The organism is Pseudomonas paracarnis, from assembly GCF_904063055.1.
Taxonomy (GTDB): domain Bacteria; phylum Pseudomonadota; class Gammaproteobacteria; order Pseudomonadales; family Pseudomonadaceae; genus Aquipseudomonas; species Aquipseudomonas paracarnis.
Map to the genome: position 1 here is coordinate 25,616 of NZ_CAJFCN010000002.1, position 25,527 is coordinate 51,142.

A 25,527-nucleotide genomic window follows, 5' to 3' on the forward strand; every position below is an offset into this window, starting at 1 on the left:
TGCGGCCCAAACCGCGGGCAGATGGCACGCAGGAAGCCCGGACTAATAAGATGGCATTGAAATCCCCCGCGTTTCGTAGAAAATTTCCGTTGCTGGTAACCGGCAGTCTGCTGGCCTTGCAACCTTTCGCCACCTCATTCGTGGTCGCCGCGGAACAGTATGACTGCTCAGTCTCTGCTTCGGGTGCCTGGGATTGTGCGCCGAAGACGGCCGCCGCCCCATTGCCACCGCGCCCGGTGCATGACGGTGCTGCCGTCAGCTCGGCCAACAGCACGCCGCAAGGCAAAGCTGGCGGCAGCGTCGACGCCGAGCCCAAGACCATGCTGGTCACCGAAGCCAAGGGCCGTGGCCTGCGCTCGCGCAGCGCCGACTACAGCCACCTGGACTGGGTACCTCGCGACAAGCTGACCGCAGCACAGTTGGCCGAAACCGGCCCTTACTGCGGCGGCGCGTACATCGAGCCGACTCGTCCTGGCATGAACGACAAGACGAACAAGAGCGATGCGCCGACCTTCATCGGCGCCAAGGCCTCGCGTTACGAGCAGGAGCAGCAGGTCGCTACCCTGGCCGGTGACGTGGTCATGCGCCAGGGCAGCATGCAACTGGAAGCGGACGAAGCCAGCCTGTACCAGGCTGAGAACCGTGGCGAACTAAATGGCAAGGTGCGCCTGCGCGACAACGGCGCCCTGATCGTGGGTGACCACGCTCAAGTCCAGCTCGACACCGGCGCCGCCCAGATCGATAACGCCGAATACGTGATGCACAAGTCACGCATCCGCGGTAACGCGCTGTACGCCAAGCGTGCAGAGAATGCGATCATCCGTCTCAAGGACGGTACGTACACCACCTGCGAGCCGGACAGCAACGCCTGGCAGCTCAAGGGCAACAACATCACGTTGAACCCGGCCACCGGTTTCGGTACGGCGACCAACGCGACGTTGCGGGTCAAGAACATCCCGATCCTGTACACCCCGTACATCTACTTCCCGATCGACGACCGTCGCCAATCCGGCTTCCTGCCGCCGAGCTTCAGCACCGGTGGGGAAACTGGCTTTACGCTGGTAACACCGTACTACTTCAACCTGGCGCCGAACTACGATGCCACGTTGTACCCGCAGTACATGACCAAGCGCGGCATGTTGATGGAGGGCGAGTTCCGCTATCTGACTAAGTCGAGTGAAGGGCAGTTTGGTGGGGCGTACCTCAACGACGACAATGACGAGCGCAAGAAGCAGACTGATTACGAAAAAACCCGCTATATGCTCAATTGGCAGCATAGGGGTGGTCTGGATTCGCGCTTGTCGACACTGGTTGACTACACCAAGATCAGTGATCCGTTCTACTTCCAGGATTTGAAGGCCTATCAGGAAGGCGTTCAAAGCCAGGACTTCCTGAACCAACAAGGTGCTTTGACCTATCGCGGGGATTCTTATCAGGCTCGCCTGAATGTCCAGGCGATGCAATTGGCCACGATTTCACAAATCACGCCGTATGATCGACTCCCGCAAATCACCTTTAATGGCTTGCTGCCGTACCATCCGGGGGGCGTCAATCTTTCCTATGAGACAGAAGCCGTAAGATTTGACCGCAACCTCAGAAGCGGCAATGTAGTTAACGAAGATGGCGGGCCGTTCAATCCCGATGGTTCCATTGGTGAGCGACGCCTGGATAACTACGTCAACGGCCTGACCCGCGCAAACGGTACGCGCTTGAACATAGCGCCTGCGATCGAGTACCCGATGACGTCAAGCTACGGCTTTATTACGCCAAGGCTCAAATACGTCTACACCAAGTATGACCTTGACCTGGACAGTAAAGGCAAGAAAGACATTGTCGACGGGCAGCTAGCTGCCACGGTGCCTGGTGCAGCTCCATACGCTGGCGGTGTATTCAAAAGCTCGCAAGATCGTGCAGTGCCAATTGCCAGCATCGACAGTGGTCTGTTCTTCGATCGCAATACCAACTGGTTCGGCAAAGACTATCGTCAGACCCTCGAACCGCGCGCGTTCTACCTTTATGTTCCCAATAAAGACCAGAGCGATATCCCGGTTTTCGACTCCGGTGAATACTCGTTCAGCTACGCGTCGCTCTTCCGTGACAACCGCTTCGTTGGTAATGACCGGATAGGCGATGAAAACAAACTGTCCCTGGGCTTAACCAGCCGCTGGATTGAAGAAAACGGCTTCGAACGCCAGCGTGTTGCCATCGGCCAGGCCTTGTACTTCAAAGATCGTGAAGTTCAACTGCCGGGCGTATTGGCAGCAGACCGCGCCGACGCCCAGAGTGATGTATCCCCGGTAGCTCTTGAGTATGAGTTCCGCTTCAACCGTGACTGGCGTGCCACGGCCGACTATAACTGGGACACTGAAAGCCACACCCCTCGTTCGGGCAGCGCCATGTTCCACTACCAGCCGGAAGATAACCCGAACAAGGTGGTCAACCTCGGCTATCGCTATCGCAACGATCAGATCGTCTACAACCAGCTGACCGGCAAATGGCAATTCGGTGGTGACTTCGGCGAAGAAGGCAAGCCTGGCTTCGTGAAGGATTACTACAAAATCCAACAACACGACTTCTCGATGATGTGGCCGATCATTCCCCAGTGGAACCTGATCACGCGCTGGCAGTATGACTATGCTCGCAACCGTACCCTGGAAGCCTTTGGTGGTTTCGAGTACGACAACTGCTGCTGGAAACTGCGCGTCATCAACCGTTACTGGGTTTCCAACGACGAATACACGCAGATCGCCCCTCAGAACGAAAAGGGTGACCACGGGCTCTTCTTCCAGATCGTCCTTAAAGGACTCGGCGGCCTGACCGGCGCCAAGGTAGAGAGCTTCCTCGACAAAGGCATTGAAGGTTATCGTGAACGTGAAGACAAAGCTTTCTGAGTGTTTGCGCCCGCTAGTGCTGGGCGCGCTGTTCCTGGGTACTGTTTCGGCACACGCCGCGGTTCAACAGCTGGATAAAGTAGCGGCCATCGTCGACAACGACGTGATCATGCAGAGCCAGCTGGACCAACGGGTCAAGGAAGTTCAGCAAACCATCGCCAAGCGTGGCGGTGGTGTGCCACCGAGCAGCGTCCTGGAACCCCAGGTGCTGGAGCGTCTGATCGTCGAGAACCTGCAATTGCAGATTGGCGACCGTTCTGGCATCCGTATTTCAGACGAAGAATTGAACCAGGCCGTTGGCACCATCGCCCAGCGTAACAACATGAGCATTGATCAGTTCCGCGCCGCCCTGGCTCGCGATGGTTTGTCCTACGAGGACGCCCGTGACCAGATCAAGCGCGAAATGATCATCAGCCGTGTGCGCCAGCGCCGTGTGGCCGAGCGGGTTCAGGTGTCCGAGCAGGAAGTGAAGAACTTCCTGGCCTCGGACCTGGGCAAGATGCAGCTCTCCGAAGAGTTGCACTTGGCCAATATCCTGATCCCAACCCCGGACGGAGCCAACTCTGAGCAGCTTAATGCCGCCGCCGCTAAAACCCAGGCGATCTATGAGCGCCTGAAAGCGGGTGCAGATTTTGCCCAGATGGCCATTGCTCAGTCCGGCAGCGACAACGCCCTCGAAGGCGGTGACATGGGCTGGCGTAAAGCCGCTCAATTGCCACCTCCGTTTGATCGCGAATTGAGCGCCATGGAAGTCGGTGGCATTACCCAGCCAGCCCGCACCCCGGGTGGCTTCATCATCCTGAAGCTGCTGGAACGTCGCGGTGGCGAGACTTCGCTGAAAGACGAAGTCCATGTTCGTCACATCCTGGTCAAACCGAGCGAAATCCGCACTGAGGCACAAACCAAGGAACTGGCCCAGAAGATCTACGACCGCATTGAAAGCGGTGAAGACTTCGCCACCCTGGCTAAAAGCTTCTCGGAAGACCCAGGTTCTGCCCTTAACGGCGGCGACCTGAACTGGATCGACCCGAAAGCTCTGGTGCCTGAGTTCCAGCAGGTTATGGCCGAGACACCGCAAGGCGTATTGTCCAAGCCGTTCAAGACTCAGTACGGCTGGCATGTGCTGGAAGTGCTTGGCCGTCGCGCCACGGACAACACCACCCAGGCCCGCGAGCAGCAAGCCCTGAGCGTACTGCGTAACCGCAAATACGACGAAGAGCTGCAAACCTGGCTGCGTCAGATCCGTGACGAAGCGTATGTAGAGAACAAGCTGCCAGGCGCCGAGCAAACAGGCACCGACCAGGCACCCCAGTGAAACCCCAGCGTTTCGCGGTGACACCCGGCGAGCCAGCCGGCATTGGTCCAGACCTGTGCCTGCTGCTCGCCTCGCAACCCCAGCCACACCCCCTGATTGCCATTACCAGCCGCGACCTGCTCCTTGAGCGGGCCGCGCAACTGGGTGTGGCCGTCAACCTGCTGGACGTGGCGCCGGGCAACTGGCCCGACCTGCCGGCCCCCGCCGGCAGCCTGTATGTGTGGGACACCCCGCTGCAAGCCAAAGTGGTTGCAGGGCAGTTGAATACGGCCAACGCGGCATTTGTGCTGGAGACGTTGACCCGTGCGGGCCAAGGCTGCATCGACGGCGACTTCGCCGGCATGATTACCGCACCGGTGCACAAAGGTGTGATCAACGAATCCGGTATCGCCTTTTCCGGCCATACCGAATTCCTCGCGGAACTAACCCATACCGCTCAAGTGGTGATGATGCTCGCCACCCGCGGCCTGCGTGTGGCGCTGGTGACCACCCACTTGCCGCTGCGTGAAATCGCCGATGCCATCACTGCCGAGCGTGTGGAGCGTGTCACGCGCATCCTGCACAGCGACCTGCAACACAAATTCGGCATTGCCCAACCGCGTATCCTGGTCTGTGGGCTTAACCCCCACGCCGGTGAAGGCGGCCACTTGGGCCATGAAGAAATCGACATCATTGAACCGACATTAGAGCGCCTGCGCCAAGAAGGCATGGACCTACGCGGCCCATTGCCTGCAGACACTCTGTTCACCCCCAAATATCTGGAGCACTGCGACGCAGTGCTGGCGATGTACCACGACCAGGGGCTGCCCGTGCTGAAATACAAAGGCTTCGGCGCCGCAGTCAACGTGACACTGGGCCTGCCGATCATCCGCACTTCCGTCGACCATGGCACCGCCCTGGACCTCGCAGGCAGCGGCAAGATCGATACCGGCAGCCTGCACGTGGCCCTGGAAACCGCCTATCAGATGGCCGAGACCCGTATATGACTGAGCATTACCAACACCGGGCGCGCAAGCGCTTCGGGCAGAACTTCCTGCATGACGCTGGCGTAATCGATCGCATCCTGCGCTCCATCCATGCCAAGCCAGAAGACCGCCTGCTGGAAATCGGCCCAGGCCAGGGCGCGCTGACCCAGGGCCTGCTGGCCAGCGGCGGGCAACTGGACGTCGTGGAACTGGACAAGGACCTGATCCCGATCCTCAACCAGCAGTTCGCCGGCAAAACCAACTTCAACCTGCACCAGGGCGACGCGCTGAAGTTCGACTTCAACAGCCTTGGCGCTGCGCCCAACAGCCTGCGGGTGGTGGGTAACCTGCCGTACAACATCTCCACGCCGCTGATTTTTCACCTGCTGAACAACGCCGGGATCATCCGCGACATGCACTTCATGCTGCAAAAGGAAGTGGTGGAGCGCCTGGCCGCAGGCCCTGGCGGTGGTGACTGGGGCCGCTTGTCGATCATGGTCCAGTATCACTGCCGCGTAGAGCACCTGTTCAACGTCGGCCCGGGCGCGTTCAACCCGCCACCGAAGGTCGATTCAGCCATCGTGCGCCTGGTGCCGCATGCCGTACTGCCGCACCCGGCCAAGGATCACAAACTGCTGGAACGTGTGGTACGCGAAGCGTTCAACCAACGCCGCAAGACCTTGCGTAACACACTCAAAGCCCTGCTGAGCAATGCTGAAATCGAAGCCGCCGGCGTCGACGGCGGCCTGCGCCCCGAGCAACTGGACCTGGCCGCGTTCGTGCGCCTGGCTGACCAGCTTGCCATCCAGCCAGCGCCAACAGCGCAATAGGGTTCAACACCCTCCAATGTGGGAGCGGGCTTGCTCGCGAATGCGGTGGATCAGTTATAGATCAGTTGACTGACGCACCGCATTCGCGAGCAAGCCCGCTCCCACAGGTTTAACCGCGTTACGTTGATAGAGTCGTTTCATCAAGTTCAAGAGCCCAGACAGCATGTCTGGCCTAGTGCCCACCTCTTGGCCTAGACTGACCCGCATCTGCTGTCCTTCGCTTTTAAGGCCTCTTGCATGTCCGATCCTCGCTATCAGATAGACGTCAGCGTCGTCACCCGCTTCCTGGCGGACCAATCGCAACCCGAACATAACCGCTTCGCCTTTGCCTACACCATTACAGTGAAGAACAACGGGCTGGTGCCGGCCAAGCTGCTGTCGCGCCACTGGGTCATCACCGATGGCGACGGCCAGGTCGAGGAAGTGCGCGGGGCAGGCGTTGTCGGCCAGCAACCGTTGATCGACAGCGGCGCCAGCCACACTTATAGCAGCGGCACGGTAATGACCTCCAAGGTCGGCACCATGCAAGGCTCGTATCAAATGAAGGCCACCGACGGCCAACTGTTCGATGCAATCATCAAGCCCTTCCGCCTGGCTGTGCCAGGAGCCCTGCACTGATGGCGACGTACGCGGTCGGCGACCTGCAAGGTTGCCTGGACCCTCTCAAGCGCCTGCTGGAGCGCGTAGCCTTCGACCCGGCAAATGATCGCTTGTGGTTGGTGGGAGACTTGGTTAACCGGGGCCCACAGTCCCTGGAAACCCTGCGCTACCTCTATGGCCTGCGTGATTCCTTGGTATGCGTGCTGGGCAACCATGACCTGCATCTGCTTGCGGCCGGCAACACTATCGAGCGCCTCAAAAAAGGCGACACCCTGCGGGAAATTCTCGAAGCCCCAGACCGCGCTCAACTGCTCGACTGGCTGCGCCGGCAAAAACTCATGCACTACGACGAGGATCGCAACATGGCCTTGGTGCATGCCGGTATCCCGCCGCAGTGGACGCTGAAAAAAGCCCTCAAGTGCGCCGCCGAAGTTGAAAGTGCATTGGCTGATGACAACCTGTACACCGCTTACCTCGACGGCATGTACGGCAACGACCCAGTGAAGTGGGACAACGACCTCACCGGCGTGGCCCGCCTGCGAGTCATCACCAACTACTTCACGCGGATGCGCTTCTGCACGGCCGAAGGCAAACTGGACCTCAAGAGCAAGGAAGGCGCCGACACCGCCCTGCCCGGCTACAAGCCCTGGTTCGCCTACAAGGAACGCAAGACCCGAGACACAAAGATCATCTTTGGCCACTGGGCCGCGCTGGAAGGCAAGTGCGATGAACCCGGCGTGTTCGCCCTCGACACCGGTTGCGTGTGGGGCGGTGCCATGACCCTGATGAACATCGACACGGGCAAGCGCCTCGACTGCCAGTGCGAATCGCCCCTTTCCATTACCCTGCCGGCCACCGCCAAGCAATAGGAGCCCGCCATGACCGAATTCAAACGTATCCCTCCCCAAGAAGCACAGACCCTGCGCGAGCAAGGTGCCGTAGTCGTCGACATCCGCGACCAGCCTACTTATGCCGCCGCTCACATCTCCGGCGCCCAGCACTTGGACAACGTCAACATCGCCGACTTCATCCGCGCCGCCGACCTCGATGCACCGCTGATCGTCGCCTGCTACCACGGCAATTCCAGCCAGAGTGCAGCCGCGTATCTGATCAGCCAGGGTTTCTCTGACGTCTACAGCCTGGACGGCGGGTTTGAGCTGTGGCGTACGACCTATCCCGCGGAAATTTCCTCGGGCGATTCGCAATAATTTTTTTCACACCCCGCTACCCCGCGTGACGCTTGGGCTTGCGCCGTTTCTGACGAACGGCGCGGCTAAACTAATTGCGCATCGCGCCTTGACCTCCCGGATTCCGAACTATCCTTAAGCGCAGGCCATCCGAATCAGGGGAGAGCCGGTACACCGGCGTACGGGTCATCGGTAGCGTTTCAGGGTGTTCTGGGGGGAAAACAGCCATTGGCGTGCGTCAATGACTGCCAGCATCGACTGATTGATCCGGCGTCGGCTCCACGTATCGAGCGAGGTGACGACGTCATGAGTATCTTTAGCCACTTCCAACAACGCTTCGCGTCCACACAGCAGGAAGAACTCACGCTTCAGGAGTATCTCGAGCTGTGCAAACAGGACCGCAGCACCTACGCTTCTGCCGCCGAACGCTTGCTATTGGCGATTGGCGAGCCAGAACTGGTGGAAACCGCCAATAATTCGCGCCTGTCGCGGATATTTTCCAACAAGGTGATCCGCCGCTATCCGGCCTTTGAAGACTTCCATGGGATGGAAGAATGCATCGACCAGATCGTTTCCTACTTCCGCCATGCCGCCCAAGGCCTGGAAGAGAAGAAGCAGATCCTCTATTTGCTCGGCCCGGTCGGCGGCGGCAAATCGTCCCTGGCGGAAAAGCTCAAGCAATTGATCGAGAAGGTGCCCTTCTATGCGATCAAGGGCTCGCCCGTCTTCGAGTCCCCCTTGGGCCTGTTCAACGCCACGGAAGATGGCGCGATCCTCGAGGAAGACTTCGGTATCCCGCGGCGCTACCTCAACACCATCATGTCGCCCTGGGCCACCAAGCGCCTGGCCGAGTTCGGCGGTGATATCAGCCAGTTCCGGGTGGTGAAACTCTACCCGTCGATCCTCAACCAGATCGGCGTGGCCAAGACCGAACCCGGCGATGAAAACAATCAGGACATTTCGGCACTGGTGGGCAAGGTCGATATCCGCAAACTGGAAGAGTTTCCGCAGAACGATGCCGATGCCTACAGCTATTCGGGCGCATTGTGCCGGGCCAACCAGGGCCTGATGGAGTTCGTGGAGATGTTCAAGGCACCGATCAAGGTGCTGCACCCACTGCTCACCGCTACCCAGGAAGGTAACTACAACAGTACCGAAGGCCTGGGGGCGATTCCATTTACCGGGATCTTGCTGGCTCACTCCAACGAATCGGAATGGCATACCTTCCGCAATAACAAGAACAACGAAGCCTTCATCGACCGGATCTATATCGTCAAGGTGCCGTACTGCCTCCGGGTCAGCGACGAAATCAAGATTTACGACAAACTGCTGTTCAACAGCTCCCTGGCCAAGGCCCATTGCGCCCCCGACACCCTGAAAATGCTTGCCCAGTTCACCGTACTGTCGCGCCTCAAGGAGCCGGAGAACTCCAATATCTATTCGAAGATGCGCGTCTACGACGGCGAAAACCTCAAGGACACCGATCCCAAGGCTAAGTCGATCCAGGAATACCGTGATACAGCCGGTGTGGACGAGGGCATGAACGGTCTGTCGACGCGCTTTGCGTTCAAGATCCTGTCCAAGGTCTTCAACTTCGATCCCCACGAGATTGCCGCCAACCCGGTGCACTTGCTCTATGTGCTGGAACAACAGATTGAACAGGAGCAATTCCAGGCCGAAACTCGTGAGCGCTACCTGCGCTTCCTCAAGGAATACCTGGCGCCGCGCTACATCGAGTTCATCGGCAAGGAAATCCAGACCGCTTACCTGGAGTCCTACAGCGAATACGGCCAGAACATTTTCGACCGCTACGTCCTGTACGCCGATTTCTGGATCCAGGATCAGGAATACCGCGACCCGGAAACCGGCGAAATCCTCAATCGCGTGGCCCTCAACGAAGAGTTGGAAAAAATCGAGAAACCCGCCGGCATCAGCAATCCGAAGGACTTCCGCAACGAAATCGTCAATTTCGTACTGCGCGCCCGTGCCAACAACAACGGCAAGAACCCCACTTGGCTCAGCTACGAGAAGCTGCGGGTGGTCATCGAGAAGAAAATGTTTTCCAACACCGAGGACCTGCTGCCCGTCATCAGCTTCAACGCCAAGGCCAGCAAGGAGGATCAGCAAAAACACAACGACTTCGTCACACGCATGGTCGAGCGAGGCTACACCGACAAACAGGTACGACTGCTCTCCGAGTGGTACCTGCGGGTTCGCAAATCGCAGTAAGGCAGCGGCAAGCGCGCACTGCCAGGCATCCGGCCTGGCAGTTGACCGCTTGTCTCTAAGCTTCCAGCCCGCGGCTTGAAGCTTGTAACGTGAAGCTGCCCGGAGGGCTCCCCATGAGCTATGTGATCGACCGACGCCTCAATGGCAAGAACAAGAGCACGGTAAACCGCCAGCGTTTCCTGCGGCGTTACCGTGACCACATCAAAAAGGCGGTAGAAGAGGCCGTCAGCCGCCGCTCCATCACCGACATGGAGCATGGCGAACAAATCAGCATTCCCGGACGGGACATCGACGAACCGGTACTTCACCATGGCCGCGGCGGCAAACAGACCGTGGTGCACCCGGGTAACAAGGAATTCACCACTGGCGAACATATCCAGCGCCCACAAGGCGGTGGCGGCGGCAAAGGCCCGGGCAAAGCCGGCAACTCTGGCGAAGGCATGGATGAATTCGTATTCCAGATCACTCAGGAAGAATTCCTCGAATTCATGTTCGAAGACCTCGAACTGCCCAACCTGGTCAAACGCAACCTGACCGGCACCGATACCTTCAAGACCGTACGTGCAGGGATCAGCAACGAGGGCAACCCGTCGCGCATCAACATCATCCGCACCCTGCGTTCAGCCCACGCACGGCGTATCGCCCTGTCCGGCAGCAGCCGCGCCAAACTCAAGCAGGCCAAGGAAGAGTTGGCACGCTTGAAGCGCGAAGAACCGGACAACTTCGGCGATATCCAGGAAATCGAGGCAGAAATTGAAAAACTCAGCGCGCGCATCCACCGCGTGCCGTTCCTCGATACCTTTGACTTGAAATACAACCTGCTGGTCAAGCAACCCAACCCCAGCTCCAAGGCGGTGATGTTCTGCCTGATGGACGTTTCCGGCTCCATGACCCAGGCCACCAAGGACATCGCCAAGCGCTTCTTTATCCTGCTGTACCTGTTCCTGAAACGGAACTACGACAAGATTGACGTAGTGTTCATCCGCCATCACACCAGCGCGCGAGAGGTGGACGAAGAGGAGTTTTTCTACTCGCGGGAAACTGGCGGCACCATTGTTTCCAGCGCACTGAAGCTGATGCAGGAGATCATGGCCGAGCGCTACCCCGCCAACGAGTGGAACATCTACGCCGCCCAAGCCTCTGACGGCGACAACTGGAACGACGACTCGCCGATCTGCCGGGACATTTTGATCAACCAGATCATGCCGTTCGTGCAGTACTACACTTACGTCGAAATTACCCCCCGTGAGCACCAGGCCCTGTGGTTCGAATACGAGCGCATCGGCGAAGCCTTTGCCGACACGTTCGCCCAGCAGCAACTGGTCTCGGCCGGCGATATCTACCCGGTCTTCCGTGAACTCTTCCAGCGCAGGTTAGTGACATGACCGCCAAAAAAGAGAACAAGCGCCAACCCATTTCCACCGGTTCCGAGTGGACCTTCGAACTGATCCAGGCCTATGACCGGGAAATCAGCCGTATCGCGGCGGGTTATGCCTTGGACACCTATCCCAATCAGATAGAAGTCATCACCGCTGAACAGATGATGGATGCCTATGCCTCGGTGGGCATGCCCCTGGGCTATCACCATTGGTCCTACGGGAAACACTTTCTCAGTACCGAGAAGTCCTACACACGCGGCCAGATGGGCCTGGCCTACGAGATCGTGATCAACTCCGACCCGTGCATCGCGTACCTGATGGAAGAAAACACCATCTGCATGCAGGCGCTGGTAGTGGCCCATGCCTGCTATGGGCATAACAGTTTCTTCAAGGGCAACTACCTGTTTCGCACCTGGACCGATGCCAGTTCGATCATTGATTACCTGGTGTTCGCCAAGCAATACATCATGCAGTGCGAGGAGCGCCACGGTATCGATGCGGTGGAAGACCTGTTGGACTCCTGCCACGCGCTGATGAATTATGGGGTCGATCGCTATAAGCGTCCCTATCCTATTTCCGCCGAAGAGGAACGCCTGCGCCAGAAGGAGCGCGAGGAGCACCTGCAGAAACAGATCAACGACCTGTGGCGCACCATCCCCAAGCGCGCCGACAAGAACAGCGACAAGGACAATGCCCGCTTCCCCGCCGAACCGCAGGAAAACATCCTGTATTTCCTCGAAAAGCACGCACCGCTGCTGGAGCCCTGGCAGCGCGAAATCGTGCGCATCGTGCGCAAGATCGCGCAATATTTTTATCCCCAGCGCCAAACCCAAGTAATGAACGAAGGCTGGGCAACCTTCTGGCATTACACCCTGATGAACGACCTGTACGACGAAGGCCTGGTCACTGACGGCTTCATGATGGAGTTCCTCACGTCCCATACGAGCGTGGTCTTCCAGCCAGGCTTCGACAGCCCGTACTACAACGGCATCAACCCCTATGCACTGGGTTTTGCCATGTACCGCGATATCCGCCGCATGTGCGAGCACCCCACGGAGGAAGACCGCCGCTGGTTCCCGGAAATCGCCGGCAGCGACTGGCTATCGACCATCAAGTTCGCCATGAGCAGCTTCAAGGATGAGAGTTTTATCCTGCAGTACCTGTCGCCTCAGGTGATCCGCGACCTCAAGTTGTTCAGCATCCTGGACGACGACCTCAAGGATGACCTGGTGGTGCCTGCCATCCACGACGAACCCGGCTACCGCATCATTCGCGAAACCCTGGCCGCGCAATACAACCTGGGTAACCGCGAGCCTAACGTTCAGATCTACAGCATTGATGTGCGTGGCGACCGTTCGCTGACCCTGCGTCACCAGCAACACGACCGCAAACCCTTGGGCGAATCCACTGAGGAAGTGCTCAAGCACCTGCATCGGCTCTGGGGTTTTGATATTCATTTGGAAACCCTGCAGGGCGACCAAGTGATGAAGACCCACCATGTACCACCGCGCAGCGATCATAACGACAACGACTATGGCCGCCTGGACATGGCCGTCGTGCATCTCTGAAACAGCAAAGCCTCCATTGGCCAGGCTCAGGCGTTATCCTGTGCCGCTAATGGAGGCTTTTTCATGAAAATCTACAAAGTCGGCGGCGCCGTGCGTGATCGCCTTCTGGGCATCGAGGTCACCGATATAGACCGCGTCGTCGTTGGCGCGACGGCTGAAGAGATGCTCGCCAAGGGTTATAAACCGGTGGGCGCCGATTTTCCGGTGTTTCTCGATCCGAAAAACGGTGACGAATACGCCCTCGCTCGCACCGAACGCAAGAATGGCCGGGGTTACGGTGGCTTTATATTCCATGCGAGCCCCGACGTTACGCTGGAAGAAGACCTGATCCGGCGTGACCTGACCATCAATGCCATGGCGGAGGATGACGAGGGTAACCTGACTGATCCTTATCAGGGACAACGTGATCTTGAAGCGCGACTTTTACGGCATGTTTCTCCCGCGTTCGCCGAAGATCCCCTCCGCGTACTACGCGTTGCGCGTTTCGCCGCGCGCTATGCGCCTCTCGGCTTCAAAGTCGCCCCTGAGACCCTCGAATTAATGCACCAACTCAGTGAGTCCGGCGAGTTGGAGGCCCTTACCCCCGAGCGCAGTTGGAAGGAAATCTCACGGGCGCTGATGGAAGATCAACCCCAGGTATTTATTCAAGTACTGCGTGACTGCGACGCACTGAAAACCTTGATGCCGGAGGTGGATGCGCTGTTCGGCGTGCCGCAGCCCGCAGCTCACCACCCGGAAATAGACACCGGCGTGCATACCTTGAGCGTGCTGCAGCAAGCAGCCCTGCACAAGCAACCGCTGAGCGTGCGCTGGGCCTGCCTGCTGCACGACCTGGGCAAAGGCCTGACGCCTGTGGATAAGTTGCCGCAGCACATTGCCCACGAACATCGCGGCTTGAAGCTGATCAAAGCGGTGAACGAGCGTTTCAAGGTGCCGAAGGATTGCCAGGAGTTGGCCTTGCTGGTGGGGCAATATCATACTCACGGGCATCGCGCGCTTGAACTCAAGGCCTCGACGTTGCTGGAGTTGCTGCAAAGCTTCGACGTGTACCGTCGGCCGCAACGCTTTGAAGAGTTCGTGGCGGCCTGCGAAATGGACGCTCGTGGCCGCGAGGGTTTTGAGCAACGCAGTTATCCACAGGCCGATTATTTGCGCGGAGCGGCAAAGGTGGCACGCGAAGTGCCGGTCGCGCCGCTGCTAGAAAAGGGTTTCAAAGGCCCCGAACTGGGCGAGGCGCTCAAGCGCGAACGGCTCAAGGCGCTTAAAGCCTACAAAGAACAGCAAAAGCCCTTGTAGGAGCGAGCTTGCTCGCGAAGAACCTCAACGATGACGCAGCGCCCTCAGGTTTTTCGCGAGCACGCTCGGCTCCTACAAAAGAGCTTGTGGCGTGAGTGGCTGACCCTGCCACTCGAACGCCACAGGCGCCAATACCTGATCAATTTGCGCGTCTCGCCACAACTCGGCCATTGTCTTGCCCGCCTCCGGGTGCAGACGCTCCGGCGCCATCATCGACAGCGGCCACAACACAAAGGCGTTTTTCAGAATTTCGGCTCGCGGCAAGATCAAGCCATCGAAATTGCCCACCCAATCGCCATACAACAACACATCGATATCCAGCGGCAGGCCTTTGCGGTCGGGCGCGTAGCGGCCGTTGTCGGCCTCGATGGATTTCAACCGGCGATCGAGTTCCATCAACGGCAGGTCGGTATAAGCCGACACCACCAGATTGAAAAACGGCCCACTTTTGATCCCCACCGGCTGGCTTTCGAACACCGCCGAACAGCGCATATCCGTCAAGAAGCCCGCCAACGCATCCAAGCCGGCGCATAGACGAGCCTCGCGGTCGATATTGCTGCCAAGCCCGAGGTAAACCTGAGTCAACGACATCCGCGCTCGATCTCCACGCCCACGCCCTTGGCAGCCGGTACCGCGCCGGGCTTGGTCAACTTGAGGTGCAGCCAGGGAATCTGGAACTCACTCATCAGCACTTCGGCCAGACGCTCGGCAAAGGTTTCCACCAGTTGGTACTGGGAATGCTCGGCAAAGGCCTGGATACGCGCAGACACCCTGGCGTAATCCAGTGCCAGGGTCAGGTCGTCACCTGCCGCAGCTGGGCGATTATCCCAGGCGAAGCTCAGGTCCAGGCGCAGGCATTGCCGGATTCCGCGCTCCCAGTCGTAAGCCCCGATCACGGTGTCGACTTCCAGGCCTTCGATAAACACTCTGTCCAAGCACTTTTCTCCGCAGCACGACAAGGGCGCGATGCCCCGTTAGAATCAGGGCGTCCTCGCCCGGAATAGTTAGCATGTTTTGGTCACTGGCGATTTTCGCCTACCTGCTCGGCTCGCTGTCCTTCGCCATTTTGCTCAGCCGCTTGACGGGAAATCCCGATCCGCGAATGAGTGGCTCAGGCAATGCCGGCGCCACCAATATGTTGCGCCTGGCCGGCAAGAAACTCGCCGTCCTGACCTTGCTGGGCGACGTCTGCAAGGGCCTGCTGCCCGTGCTCATCGCCAGCCTCGTCGGCCTTAGCTTGCAACAGCAAGCCTGGGTGGGCCTGTGTGCCGTCCTGGGCCACCTGTTCCCGTTGTACTTCCGCTTTCGCGGCGGCAAGGGCGTCGCCACGGCGGCCGGCATGCTGCTGGGCATTTACCCCCCTGCGGCGTTACTGGCCATGCTCGCCTGGCTGCTGACGTTCTACCTGACCCGCACCAGCTCGCTGGCCGCGCTGATTGCCACGCCGCTGACCCTGCCGCTGCTGGCCTGGCAGGAACCAGAAGCGCTGCTACCGATGAGCGTGCTGACACTGCTGATCGTCTGGCGCCACCGCGGCAATCTACGCGACCTGTTTGCCGGGCGCGAACGGCATTTTTAAATACCCCGCCTGGACCCGGTGCCCTTGAACCTTACAACGGCGGCAATTGCTCCATCGGCCAGCGCGCCTGCACGCTGATCGCCAGGCTTTCGTGCTGCCCGGCCTGCAAGCGCTGGCAACCGGCGTAGGCAATCATCGCGCCGTTGTCAGTGCAGAACTCAGGGCGTGCGTAAAACACGTTGCCATTCATGTCGCCGAGCATTTTTTCCAGGGAACTGCGCAACGCCTTGTTGGCGCTGACGCCGCCTGCGATCACCAGCCGCTTCATGCCCGCCTGTTTCAGGGCGCGCTTGCACTTGATGGTCAAAGTCTCCACCACAGCCTGCTGGAACGCCAGCGCGATGTCGCAACGGGCTTGCTGGCCGTCGTCCCCGGCGCTGACGCTCTGCTGCCAGGTGTTCAAGGCAGAGGTTTTCAAACCGCTGAAACTGAACATCAAGCCAGGACGATCACACATCGGGCGCGGGAAGGTGTAGCGACCGGCAACGCCGTTTTCGGCAAGGCGGGCGATTTCCGGCCCCCCCGGATAATTAAGCCCCATCATCTTCGCGGTTTTGTCGAACGCTTCACCGGCGGCATCGTCCAGCGACTCGCCCAACAGTGTGTATTGACCGATCCCATCCACCTGAACCAGCTGCGTATGCCCGCCCGAAACCAACAAAGCGACGAACGGGAACTCCGGCGGTGTTTTTTCCAGCATGGGCGCCAATAAGTGGCCTTCCATATGGTGCACACCAAGAGCAGGAATACCCCAGGCAAAGGCCAGCGCCTGGGCGCAAGAGGCCCCAACCAGCAGGGCTCCGACCAATCCGGGCCCTGCCGTATAGGCAATGGCATCGATCTCGGTTGCCACACAACCGGCCTCATCCAGCACCTGGCGGATCAATGGCAGCATGCGCTTGACGTGATCGCGGCTGGCAAGCTCCGGCACCACGCCGCCATAGGCGCGATGCAGGTCGATCTGACTGAACAGTGCATCGGCCAAAAGCCCGCGTTCACTGTCGTATAGTGCGACTCCGGTTTCGTCGCAGGAGGTTTCAAGTCCCAGTACTAGCATGGGTTTGCGCCTTGTAGAGGCTGAATTCGAAGGCGCGCATAATAGTCGCCACTCCCCCTCCCGACTAGCGGTTTTCGATCAGAGGCTTTGCATTCCGGGCAATGAGGGGTTAACATCCGCAACCCTTAAAAACCGACGACCTCAGCCGCGAATTTTTTGCGACGAGAACGTTGATTCCCGGTAATGAAAGAAGGTAGCTCTGGATGCCAGCCGTCAAAGTAAAAGAGAACGAACCCTTCGACGTAGCTCTGCGTCGTTTCAAGCGCTCCTGCGAAAAAGCCGGTGTTCTGGCTGAAGTTCGTAGCCGCGAATTTTATGAGAAGCCAACTTCTGAGCGTAAGCGCAAAGCAGCAGCCGCTGTTAAGCGTCACGCTAAGAAAGTTCAGCGCGAACAGCGCCGCGCCGTTCGTCTGTACTAATACACAGACGTTCGTAGCAAGCTTCTGCCAAGCCCGGCCCTCAGCCGGGCTGTTGGCATTTGCGGATATCGCTTGATGCTTCACCGTCGACGCCGCACACGCGACCGAGACACTGCTTCACACGTCAGGGCTGGCTCTTTTGCCAGCGGTGCACGTCTCTTCTGACGAGCCTAACAAGGCTACTGACGAGCACACCTATTCTTCAAACAGACGATCAACCGTGTCGGCTGTGCCCATCGATGCGTTTCCGAGGCTGCCATTGGCCAAGACCGGACGCCCGGGCAACATTTCCATGCCGAAGACTGATCAGAAACTACCCTCAGTGAATATTCGGCAGATACACTTCCTGATGACCCATGCAGACGATGATGATCGAGCCCCCTATACGTGCGCTTGAACACCTCACGGGTCCTCATTTACACGCAGTGATGACGAGAACGCCATGGCCGGGCTGATTCCCCAGAGCTTTATTGACGACCTTCTGAACCGCACCGACATCGTCGATGTTGTCAGCTCACGCGTACAGCTGAAAAAAGCCGGCAAAAACTACACCGCCTGCTGCCCGTTCCATAAAGAAAAAACCCCATCCTTCAGCGTCAGCCCCGACAAGCAGTTCTATTACTGCTTCGGTTGCGGGGCGGGCGGGAATGCCCTGGGTTTCCTGATGGACCACGACAACCTGGACTTCCCCCAGGCTGTCGAGGACTTGGCTAAAGCCGCAGGAATGGAAGTGCCCCGCGAAGAAAGTGGCCGCCCGCACAAACCCCGGCAACCCACCGATTCGCCGCTGTACCCGCTGCTTACCGCTGCCGCCGATTTTTACCGCCAGGCACTCAAGAGCCATCCGCAGCGCAAGGCCGCTGTCGACTACCTCAAAGGCCGTGGCCTCACCGGCGAAATCGCTCGGGATTTCGGTCTCGGCTTCGCTCCGCCGGGCTGGGACAATCTGTATAAACACCTTAGCAGCGACACCCTCCAGCAAAAGGCCATGATCGACGCCGGCCTGCTGGTGGAAAACGCCGAGACCGGCAAGCGCTATGACCGCTTCCGCGACCGCGTGATGTTCCCGATCCGCGACAGCCGTGGCCGCATCATCGCCTTTGGCGGCCGCGTGCTTGGTGATGACAAACCCAAGTACCTGAACTCCCCGGAGACCCCGGTGTTTCACAAAGGCCAGGAACTCTACGGCCTGTTCGAAGCGCGCAAGAACAACCGCAACCTCGACGAAATCATCGTGGTTGAGGGTTATATGGACGTGATCGCCCTGGCCCAACAAGGCCTGCGCAACGCGGTCGCGACCCTCGGCACCGCCACCAGCGAAGAACATCTGAAGCGCCTGTTCCGTGTCGTGCCCAGCGTGCTGTTTTGCTTCGACGGCGACCAGGCTGGCCGCAACGCCGCCTGGCGCGCGCTCGAAGCCACGCTGTCGAGCCTGCAGGATGGGCGTCGCGCACGCTTCCTGTTCCTGCCCGAAGGCGAAGACCCGGACACGCTGGTGCGCTCGGAAGGTACCGATGCGTTCCGTGCACGCATCAATCAACATGCACAGCCGCTGGCGGATTATTTTTTCCAGCAACTGACCGAAGAAGCCGACCCGCGCTCCCTGGAGGGCAAGGCCCATATGGCCACCCTTGCGGCGCCGCTGATCGACAAAGTCCCCGGCGCCAATTTGCGCACACTGATGCGCCAGCGCCTGCTGGAGATCACCGGTTTGAGCGGTGAAGCCGTCAGCCAGCTGGTGCACAGCGCCCCGCAAGAGGCGCCGCCAGCCTACGACCCCGGCATGGATTACGACGCCATGCCGGACTACGCTGACTTTCACCAACCTCAGGAGGCCTTCGCGCCCCAGCAGGAATGGACGCCAAAGAAGCCCGGCGCAGGTGGCAAGAAGTGGGATAAAAAGCCGTGGAGCAAAAACGGCAAGCGCGGTGATCGCGATGAAGCCTACGCGCCACGCACGCCCGTAGCGGTGGAAGCCCCCACACTGATTGCACTGCGCACACTGATTCACCACCCGCAATTGGCCGGCAAGGTTGAAAGTGCCGACCACTTTGCCAACGAGAGCAATACCTATGCTCAGGTGCTTATTGCACTGATCGAAGCCGTGCAGAAAAACCCTAAGCTAAACTCAATCCAGTTGATGGCTCGCTGGCATGGCACGGAACAGGGCCGTTTATTGCGGGCACTGGCGGAAAAGGAGTGGCTAATTGACGGCGACAACCTTGAACAACAGTTTTTAGACACCATTAATAGGTTATCCGCGGGTCAACACACTCAGACCCTCGACGAACTTATCAAGAGAGCAAGGCAGCCGGGATTATCGGCTGAAGAGCAAATTCAGATAGCAAAACAGATGCGCGACCTCTTAAAACAGAATGTTTACGCATCAAACCCGACCTCAGCTGGCGTGTGAGGTCATAGCTCGGGTATAATCCTCGGCTTGTTTTTTGCCCGCCAAGACCTTCAGTGGATAGGGTGTTATGTCCGGAAAAGCGCAACAGCAGTCTCGTATCAAAGAGTTGATACTTCTTGGTCGTGAGCAGGGTTACCTGACTTACGCGGAGGTCAACGACCACCTGCCTGAGGATATTTCAGATCCTGAGCAGGTGGAAGACATCATCCGCATGATTAACGACATGGGGATCAACGTATTCGAAACTGCGCCAGATAAGGATTCCCTTATGCTGGCCGACGCCGATACCGACGAAGCCGCCGCTGAAGAAGCTGCCGCCGCGTTGGCTGCGGTGGAGACCGATATCGGCCGCACGACAGACCCTGTGCGCATGTATATGCGCGAAATGGGTACCGTCGAGCTGCTGACACGCGAAGGCGAGATCGAAATCGCCAAGCGTATCGAAGAGGGCATCCGTGAAGTGATGGGCGCCATTGCGCACTTCCCTGGCACGGTTGACCACATTCTCTCCGAGTACACTCGCGTCACCACCGAAGGTGGCCGCCTGTCTGACGTCCTGAGCGGTTATATCGACCCGGACGACGGCATTGCGCCGCCTGCCGCCGAAGTACCGCCGCCTGTTGATGCGAAAGCCGCAAAAGCGGACGACGACTCCGACGACGACGAAGCTGAAAGCAGCGACGACGAAGAAGAAGCCGAAAGCGGTCCAGACCCGGTCATCGCTGCCCAGCGCTTCGGTGCGGTTTCCGATCAAATGGAAATCACCCGCAAGGCCCTGAAGAAGCACGGTCGTGGCAACAAGCAGGCGATTGCCGAGCTGGTGGCCCTGGCTGAGCTGTTCATGCCAATCAAGCTGGTGCCCAAGCAATTCGAAGGCCTGGTTGAGCGTGTTCGCAGCGCCCTTGAGCGTCTGCGTGCACAAGAGCGTGCGATCATGCAGCTCTGTGTGCGTGATGCGCGCATGCCGCGTACCGATTTCCTGCGCCAGTTCCCGGGCAACGAAGTTGACGAAAGCTGGAGCGACGCACTGGCCAAGGGCAAGGCGAAATACGCCGAAGCCATCGGTCGCCTGCAGCCCGATATCATCCGTTGCCAGCAGAAGCTGACCGCGCTTGAGACCGAAACCGGCCTGACCATTGCAGAAATCAAAGACATCAACCGTCGCATGTCGATCGGTGAGGCCAAGGCCCGCCGCGCGAAGAAAGAGATGGTTGAAGCGAACTTGCGTCTGGTGATCTCCATCGCCAAGAAGTACACCAACCGTGGCCTGCAATTCCTTGATCTGATCCAGGAAGGCAACATCGGCTTGATGAAGGCGGTGGACAAGTTCGAATACCGTCGCGGCTACAAGTTCTCGACTTATGCCACCTGGTGGATCCGTCAGGCGATCACTCGCTCGATCGCCGACCAGGCCCGCACCATCCGTATTCCGGTGCACATGATCGAGACCATCAACAAGCTCAACCGCATTTCCCGGCAGATGTTGCAGGAAATGGGTCGCGAACCGACCCCGGAAGAGCTGGGCGAACGCATGGAAATGCCTGAGGATAAAATCCGCAAGGTATTGAAGATCGCTAAAGAGCCGATCTCCATGGAAACGCCGATTGGTGATGACGAAGACTCCCATCTGGGTGACTTCATCGAAGACTCGACCATGCAGTCGCCAATCGATGTCGCCACTGTTGAGAGCTTGAAAGAAGCGACTCGCGACGTACTGTCCGGCCTCACTGCCCGTGAAGCCAAGGTACTGCGCATGCGTTTCGGCATCGACATGAATACCGACCACACCCTTGAGGAAGTCGGTAAGCAGTTTGACGTGACCCGTGAGCGGATCCGTCAGATCGAAGCCAAGGCGCTGCGCAAGTTGCGCCACCCGACGCGAAGCGAGCATCTGCGCTCCTTCCTCGACGAGTGATACCAGAACCCCCGGCCCAGGCCGGGGGTTTTGCTTTCTACCGATTGCTTTGCACAGATTAACTGCCTCGCACACCCCGCCCTCGCAATGCCCGTCTACACTCGAGACATTCCCCGTGCCATAACGAGACCGTTATGCCCAGATTGCCGACCGTGATACTGCTGTCGCTGCTGACCTGGACCGCAACGGCTGGCGCGTTGACTCTTACGGATGATGAGCGTAGCTGGTTGGCGGACCATCAGGAGCTGCGCCTAGGCGTGGATGCGTCTTGGCCACCTTTTGAATATCGCGATGAAAATGGCCGATATCAGGGCTTGGCAGCCGATTACGTACGCCTGCTCCAGGACCGCCTGGGTGTGCGTATCAAACTGATCGAACCGGTTAACTGGACTGCGGTGCTTGAACAAGCCCGCAATAATCAGCTCGACCTGCTGCCTGGCATCATGTCCACCCCCGAACGCCAAAACTTCCTGGCGTTCACACGCCCCTATCTCGACTTTCCCATCGTCATCCTGGCCCATGAAGGCGGCGCGAAACCACGCAGCCTCAAGGATCTGTACGGGCTTAAAATTGCCGTGGTGGAAAACTACGCGCCCCATGAATTGCTCCGCACCCACCATCCGGACCTGAATCTGGTCGCCCTGCCCAACGTCAGTTCGACGCTGCAAGCCCTGGCCACCGATGAAGTGGATGCCGTGGTCGGCGACCTCGCCTCCAGCGTCTGGAGCCTGCGCCAACTCAAGCTCGACGGTTTATACGTCAGCGGCGAAACGCCCTACCGCTACCAACTGGCGATGGGTGTCCCGCGGGATGAAAAAATCCTGGTGGGCATCCTGGACAAAGTCCTCGCCGACCTCAGCTCAGCCGAAACGGATGCAATCCAGCAACATTGGGTCGGCAGCTTCACCGATCACCGCACCTTCTGGGCTGACTTGCTCACGTACGGCCTGCCAGCGGTGCTGCTATTGAGTACGGTGCTGGCCATCGTTATTCGGATCAATCGCCGGCTCAGTTCGGAAATTTCTCGCCGGGTCGCCCTTGAACAAGAACTGCGAAGCAGCGAGTACCACTATCGCGGCTTGGTGGAGAGCTTGTCCGCCATCGCCTGGGAAGCAAGCATCAGCGATTTCACCTACAGCTACGTGTCGCCCCATGCCGAAGACCTGCTCGGCTATCCCCGCGCCCACTGGTTGATTCCAGGCTTCTGGCGCAACATCATCCACCCCGCCGACCTGACCCGCGCCGAGGCCTATTGCTATCGGGAAACTCGTGCTAACCGTGATCACAGCATTGATTACCGGGTCATCACCGCTGATGGCCGCTGCCTGTGGGTACGTGACATTGTCAGCCTGATCGAACACGGCCACGAGCCAGTGCTGCGCGGCCTGATGATCGACATCAGCGAAGCCAAGCGCACCGAAGAAGCCCTGCAACTGTCCGAGCAGAAATTTGCCTCGGTGTTTCAGCAGTGCCCGGACATCCTGGTGATTGCCCAGTTATCTGATGGCTGCCTGCTGGAGGTCAACAAGGCATTCGAGGACCAGATTGGGCTGCGCGCCGACGAGGTGGTAGGCAAAACCGCCTCAGATCTGAATATATGGGGCATTCAGGGCGTCGGTCCGGATTTGCTGCAGCGGGTACAGACCACCAGTATCCGTAACCTGGAAATGTCCTTTCTGCGCAGCAATGGTCAGGCATTTACCGGGCTGATCTCAGCTGAGCCGTTCCAACTCGATACCACTGAAGCCCTGGTGGTGGTGGTGCGCGATATCACCGAGCTCAAGGAAACCCAACAGCAGCTGCAAACCTCCGAAGAGAAATTCGCCAAGGCATTCCATGCTTCCCCCGACGGTTTACTACTGAGTCGCCAAAGAGATGGCCTGCTGATTGAAGTGAACGAAGGTTTCAGCCACCTGACCGGTTTCACCAGCGCCTCCTCACTTGACCAATCAACCCTGGACCTAGGCATCTGGGTCGACCTCAACGAACGCAAACACATGCTGGAGTTGATGCAGCGCGACGGTTTTGTGCGCGATTTCATCTGTCATATCCGTCGTGCCGACGGCCAGATTCGCCTGTGCGAAGTGTCCAGCCGCCCACTGCCGATTGGCGACGAAGATTGCATGCTGACCATCGCCCGGGACATCACCGAACGCCAGTTGATGCAGGAAAAACTGCAGCAGGCCGCCACGGTGTTCGAAAGCACCGCCGAAGGCGTCTTGATCACCGACACACGGCAGAACATCAGCGCCGTCAACCGCGCCTTCACTGAGATAACCGGCTACAGCGAGGTTGAAGCCCTTGGTCATACCCCGCGCCTGCTCGCCTCCGGCCTGCATGACAGCGCGTTCTATGCGGCGATGTGGCACCAGTTGACGGCCCAGGGTCATTGGCAAGGAGAGATCTCCAACCGCCGCAAGAACGGCGAGGTGTATCCGAGCTGGCTGACCATCAGCGCCGTGCGTAACCGCGAGCAATTGGTCACGCACTTCGTTGCCGTGTTCGCCGACATCTCCAGCCTCAAGCTGGCCCAGGCACGCCTGGATTATCAGGCCCACCACGACCCATTGACCGGCCTGCCCAACCGCACCCTGTTTGAAAACCGGCTGCAGGCCGCCCTCAACGGCCAGCAGGAAAGTGGTAAACAGGGCGCGGTGTTGTTTCTCGACCTTGATCGCTTCAAACACATCAACGACAGCCTCGGCCACCCGGTCGGCGACCTGCTGCTCAAAGACATCGCCGTACGCCTCAAGGAGCAGTTGCGGGACGTGGACACCGTTGCTCGCTTGGGCGGCGACGAATTCATTATCCTGTTGCCCGGCTTGCAACAGGCCAGCGACGCCCAGCACTTGGCGAACAAACTGCTCGACTGTTTTACCCCGCCATTCCAAGCCGGCGAGCATGAGTTTTTTATCAGCGCCAGTATCGGCACCAGCCTGTATCCGCAAGACGGTACCGACGTCGCCACCCTGGTCAAAAATGCCGACGCCGCAATGTATCGCTCCAAGGCCAAGGGGCGTAACCGGGTCGAGCGCTATACCCGCGACCTGACTGCCCAAGCCAATGAACGCGTAGCGCTGGAGCACGAACTGCGCCGCGCCATCGAACGTGAAGAATTGAGCCTGTATTACCAACCCAAGCGCAACCTGGTCACCCAACAACTGATCGGCGCCGAAGCCTTGATCCGCTGGCACCACCCGACTCTGGGCGACGTCCCGCCCGAACACTTTATCGCCTTGGCCGAAGAGAACGGCATGATCCTGCAAATCGGCGACTGGGTACTGGAACAGGCCTGCCGGCAACTGCACGCCTGGCAAGCGGCTTTCGAGGATTTCGGCCCCCTGTCGGTCAACCTCGCAGGCGCGCAACTGCGTCACCCCAACCTGCTGTCACGCATCGAACAACTGCTGCACGATTACCGCCTCGAACCCGGCTGCCTGCAACTGGAAATCACCGAAAACTTCATCATGAGCCAAGCCGAAGAAGCGCTCGCGGTGTTGCACCAACTCAAGCGCCTGGGCGTCCAATTGGCGATCGATGATTTCGGCACCGGCTACTCGTCCCTCAGCTACCTCAAGCGCCTGCCCCTGGACTTCCTCAAAATCGACCAATCCTTCGTGCGCGGCTTGCCCGACGACCCTCACGATGCAGCCATCGTGCGCGCCATCATCGCCCTCGGCCACAGCATGCAATTCACCATCATCGCCGAAGGCGTGGAGACTCCGGCGCAACAAGCATTCCTCGCAAGCGAGGGGTGTGAACAGATGCAAGGCTACATCGTCAGCCTGCCCCTCCCGCCGGAGCTTTTTGCCGCCAGCTTCCTTCGTACACGGCACAAGGATTTTTCGGATGGCACAGTGAACAAACCATCGCTATAATCCGCG

The 25,527-nt window shown here is 58.9% G+C and carries 19 protein-coding genes; 16 read left to right on the forward strand and 3 right to left on the reverse strand.

Annotation, left to right across the window (positions count from 1 at the left end; translation table 11 throughout):
- The first annotated feature begins 50 nt into the window (after positions 1–50).
- The 11 genes from JMV15_RS04740 (at position 51) to JMV15_RS04790 (ending at position 14,260) form a co-directional block, all read left to right on the forward strand.
- Positions 51–2,891 carry an LPS-assembly protein LptD gene (locus tag JMV15_RS04740; protein WP_014720178.1) on the forward strand — a complete coding sequence of 947 codons (2,841 nt, stop codon included), beginning with the start codon at positions 51–53 and terminating at the stop codon, positions 2,889–2,891.
- Positions 2,872–4,206, forward strand: coding sequence for a peptidylprolyl isomerase (locus JMV15_RS04745; RefSeq protein WP_137271085.1), 1,335 nt, complete (start codon positions 2,872–2,874; stop codon positions 4,204–4,206). Before JMV15_RS04740 ends, JMV15_RS04745 begins: the two co-directional genes overlap by 20 nt.
- Positions 4,203–5,192, forward strand: coding sequence for a 4-hydroxythreonine-4-phosphate dehydrogenase PdxA (gene pdxA, locus JMV15_RS04750; RefSeq protein WP_003194722.1), 990 nt, complete (start codon positions 4,203–4,205; stop codon positions 5,190–5,192). Before JMV15_RS04745 ends, pdxA begins: the two co-directional genes overlap by 4 nt.
- A complete protein-coding gene (gene rsmA / locus JMV15_RS04755; RefSeq protein ID WP_020302176.1) occupies positions 5,189–6,001 on the forward strand; it encodes a 16S rRNA (adenine(1518)-N(6)/adenine(1519)-N(6))-dimethyltransferase RsmA in 813 nt (270 codons plus the stop codon). Before pdxA ends, rsmA begins: the two co-directional genes overlap by 4 nt.
- Before the next feature lie 237 nt (positions 6,002–6,238).
- Positions 6,239–6,619, forward strand: a complete 381-nt coding sequence (apaG, locus tag JMV15_RS04760) for a Co2+/Mg2+ efflux protein ApaG (RefSeq protein ID WP_003194726.1) — start codon at positions 6,239–6,241, stop codon at positions 6,617–6,619.
- Positions 6,619–7,470, forward strand: a complete 852-nt coding sequence (locus tag JMV15_RS04765) for a symmetrical bis(5'-nucleosyl)-tetraphosphatase (RefSeq protein ID WP_060766704.1) — start codon at positions 6,619–6,621, stop codon at positions 7,468–7,470. Before apaG ends, JMV15_RS04765 begins: the two co-directional genes overlap by 1 nt.
- A gap of 9 nt (positions 7,471–7,479) precedes the next feature.
- On the forward strand, positions 7,480–7,809 hold the full coding sequence (gene glpE / locus JMV15_RS04770; protein ID WP_103451806.1) for a thiosulfate sulfurtransferase GlpE: 330 nt from the start codon (positions 7,480–7,482) through the stop codon (positions 7,807–7,809).
- Between the two features lie 285 nt (positions 7,810–8,094).
- Positions 8,095–10,017, forward strand: a complete 1,923-nt coding sequence (locus JMV15_RS04775) for a PrkA family serine protein kinase (protein ID WP_003194732.1) — start codon at positions 8,095–8,097, stop codon at positions 10,015–10,017.
- 113 nt (positions 10,018–10,130) lie between these two features.
- Positions 10,131–11,402, forward strand: coding sequence for a YeaH/YhbH family protein (locus tag JMV15_RS04780; protein ID WP_003194735.1), 1,272 nt, complete (start codon positions 10,131–10,133; stop codon positions 11,400–11,402).
- Positions 11,399–12,964, forward strand: coding sequence for a SpoVR family protein (locus JMV15_RS04785; protein ID WP_003194736.1), 1,566 nt, complete (start codon positions 11,399–11,401; stop codon positions 12,962–12,964). The genes JMV15_RS04780 and JMV15_RS04785 overlap by 4 nt, the downstream gene beginning before the upstream one ends.
- Before the next feature lie 63 nt (positions 12,965–13,027).
- Positions 13,028–14,260 carry a multifunctional CCA addition/repair protein gene (locus tag JMV15_RS04790; protein WP_201491310.1) on the forward strand — a complete coding sequence of 411 codons (1,233 nt, stop codon included), beginning with the start codon at positions 13,028–13,030 and terminating at the stop codon, positions 14,258–14,260.
- Positions 14,261–14,332: 72 nt separating this feature from the next.
- Here the strand turns inward: JMV15_RS04790 and folK are convergent, their stop codons facing one another.
- On the reverse strand, positions 14,333–14,851 hold the full coding sequence (folK, locus tag JMV15_RS04795) for a 2-amino-4-hydroxy-6-hydroxymethyldihydropteridine diphosphokinase (protein WP_014720185.1): 519 nt from the start codon (positions 14,849–14,851) through the stop codon (positions 14,333–14,335).
- Positions 14,842–15,195, reverse strand: a complete 354-nt coding sequence (folB, locus tag JMV15_RS04800) for a dihydroneopterin aldolase (RefSeq protein WP_014720186.1) — start codon at positions 15,193–15,195, stop codon at positions 14,842–14,844. Before folB ends, folK begins: the two co-directional genes overlap by 10 nt.
- A 74-nt stretch (positions 15,196–15,269) precedes the next feature.
- Here folB and plsY point away from each other — a divergent pair, with 74 nt between their 5' ends.
- Positions 15,270–15,839, forward strand: a complete 570-nt coding sequence (gene plsY, locus JMV15_RS04805) for a glycerol-3-phosphate 1-O-acyltransferase PlsY (RefSeq protein WP_014720187.1) — start codon at positions 15,270–15,272, stop codon at positions 15,837–15,839.
- A 31-nt stretch (positions 15,840–15,870) separates the two neighbouring features.
- Here the strand turns inward: plsY and tsaD are convergent, their stop codons facing one another.
- Complete coding sequence (gene tsaD / locus JMV15_RS04810; RefSeq protein ID WP_003194748.1) at positions 15,871–16,896, reverse strand: tRNA (adenosine(37)-N6)-threonylcarbamoyltransferase complex transferase subunit TsaD; 1,026 nt, start codon at positions 16,894–16,896, stop codon at positions 15,871–15,873.
- A 203-nt stretch (positions 16,897–17,099) separates the two neighbouring features.
- Here tsaD and rpsU point away from each other — a divergent pair, with 203 nt between their 5' ends.
- From rpsU to JMV15_RS04830, 4 genes are all read left to right on the forward strand, one after another.
- A complete protein-coding gene (rpsU, locus tag JMV15_RS04815) occupies positions 17,100–17,315 on the forward strand; it encodes a 30S ribosomal protein S21 (RefSeq protein WP_002551877.1) in 216 nt (71 codons plus the stop codon).
- A gap of 442 nt (positions 17,316–17,757) precedes the next feature.
- Entirely contained in the window at positions 17,758–19,728 is a 1,971-nt protein-coding gene (gene dnaG, locus JMV15_RS04820; protein WP_014720188.1) for a DNA primase, read from the forward strand.
- 67 nt (positions 19,729–19,795) lie between these two features.
- Positions 19,796–21,643 carry an RNA polymerase sigma factor RpoD gene (gene rpoD / locus JMV15_RS04825; protein ID WP_020302171.1) on the forward strand — a complete coding sequence of 616 codons (1,848 nt, stop codon included), beginning with the start codon at positions 19,796–19,798 and terminating at the stop codon, positions 21,641–21,643.
- A 134-nt stretch (positions 21,644–21,777) separates the two neighbouring features.
- Complete coding sequence (locus JMV15_RS04830; protein WP_073454076.1) at positions 21,778–25,521, forward strand: bifunctional diguanylate cyclase/phosphodiesterase; 3,744 nt, start codon at positions 21,778–21,780, stop codon at positions 25,519–25,521.
- Positions 25,522–25,527 lie beyond the last annotated feature (6 nt).

Coding starts and splice junctions, on each gene's coding strand:
- JMV15_RS04740 (WP_014720178.1), top strand. CDS start 51: ATGGCATTGAAATCCCCCGCGTTTCGTAGAAAATTTCCGTTGCTGGTA.
- rsmA (WP_020302176.1), top strand. CDS start 5,189: ATGACTGAGCATTACCAACACCGGGCGCGCAAGCGCTTCGGGCAGAAC.
- apaG (WP_003194726.1), top strand. CDS start 6,239: ATGTCCGATCCTCGCTATCAGATAGACGTCAGCGTCGTCACCCGCTTC.
- JMV15_RS04765 (WP_060766704.1), top strand. CDS start 6,619: ATGGCGACGTACGCGGTCGGCGACCTGCAAGGTTGCCTGGACCCTCTC.
- glpE (WP_103451806.1), top strand. CDS start 7,480: ATGACCGAATTCAAACGTATCCCTCCCCAAGAAGCACAGACCCTGCGC.
- JMV15_RS04775 (WP_003194732.1), top strand. CDS start 8,095: ATGAGTATCTTTAGCCACTTCCAACAACGCTTCGCGTCCACACAGCAG.
- JMV15_RS04780 (WP_003194735.1), top strand. CDS start 10,131: ATGAGCTATGTGATCGACCGACGCCTCAATGGCAAGAACAAGAGCACG.
- JMV15_RS04785 (WP_003194736.1), top strand. CDS start 11,399: ATGACCGCCAAAAAAGAGAACAAGCGCCAACCCATTTCCACCGGTTCC.
- JMV15_RS04790 (WP_201491310.1), top strand. CDS start 13,028: ATGAAAATCTACAAAGTCGGCGGCGCCGTGCGTGATCGCCTTCTGGGC.
- folK (WP_014720185.1), bottom strand. CDS start 14,851: ATGTCGTTGACTCAGGTTTACCTCGGGCTTGGCAGCAATATCGACCGC.
- plsY (WP_014720187.1), top strand. CDS start 15,270: ATGTTTTGGTCACTGGCGATTTTCGCCTACCTGCTCGGCTCGCTGTCC.
- tsaD (WP_003194748.1), bottom strand. CDS start 16,896: ATGCTAGTACTGGGACTTGAAACCTCCTGCGACGAAACCGGAGTCGCA.
- rpsU (WP_002551877.1), top strand. CDS start 17,100: ATGCCAGCCGTCAAAGTAAAAGAGAACGAACCCTTCGACGTAGCTCTG.
- dnaG (WP_014720188.1), top strand. CDS start 17,758: ATGGCCGGGCTGATTCCCCAGAGCTTTATTGACGACCTTCTGAACCGC.
- rpoD (WP_020302171.1), top strand. CDS start 19,796: ATGTCCGGAAAAGCGCAACAGCAGTCTCGTATCAAAGAGTTGATACTT.
- JMV15_RS04830 (WP_073454076.1), top strand. CDS start 21,778: ATGCCCAGATTGCCGACCGTGATACTGCTGTCGCTGCTGACCTGGACC.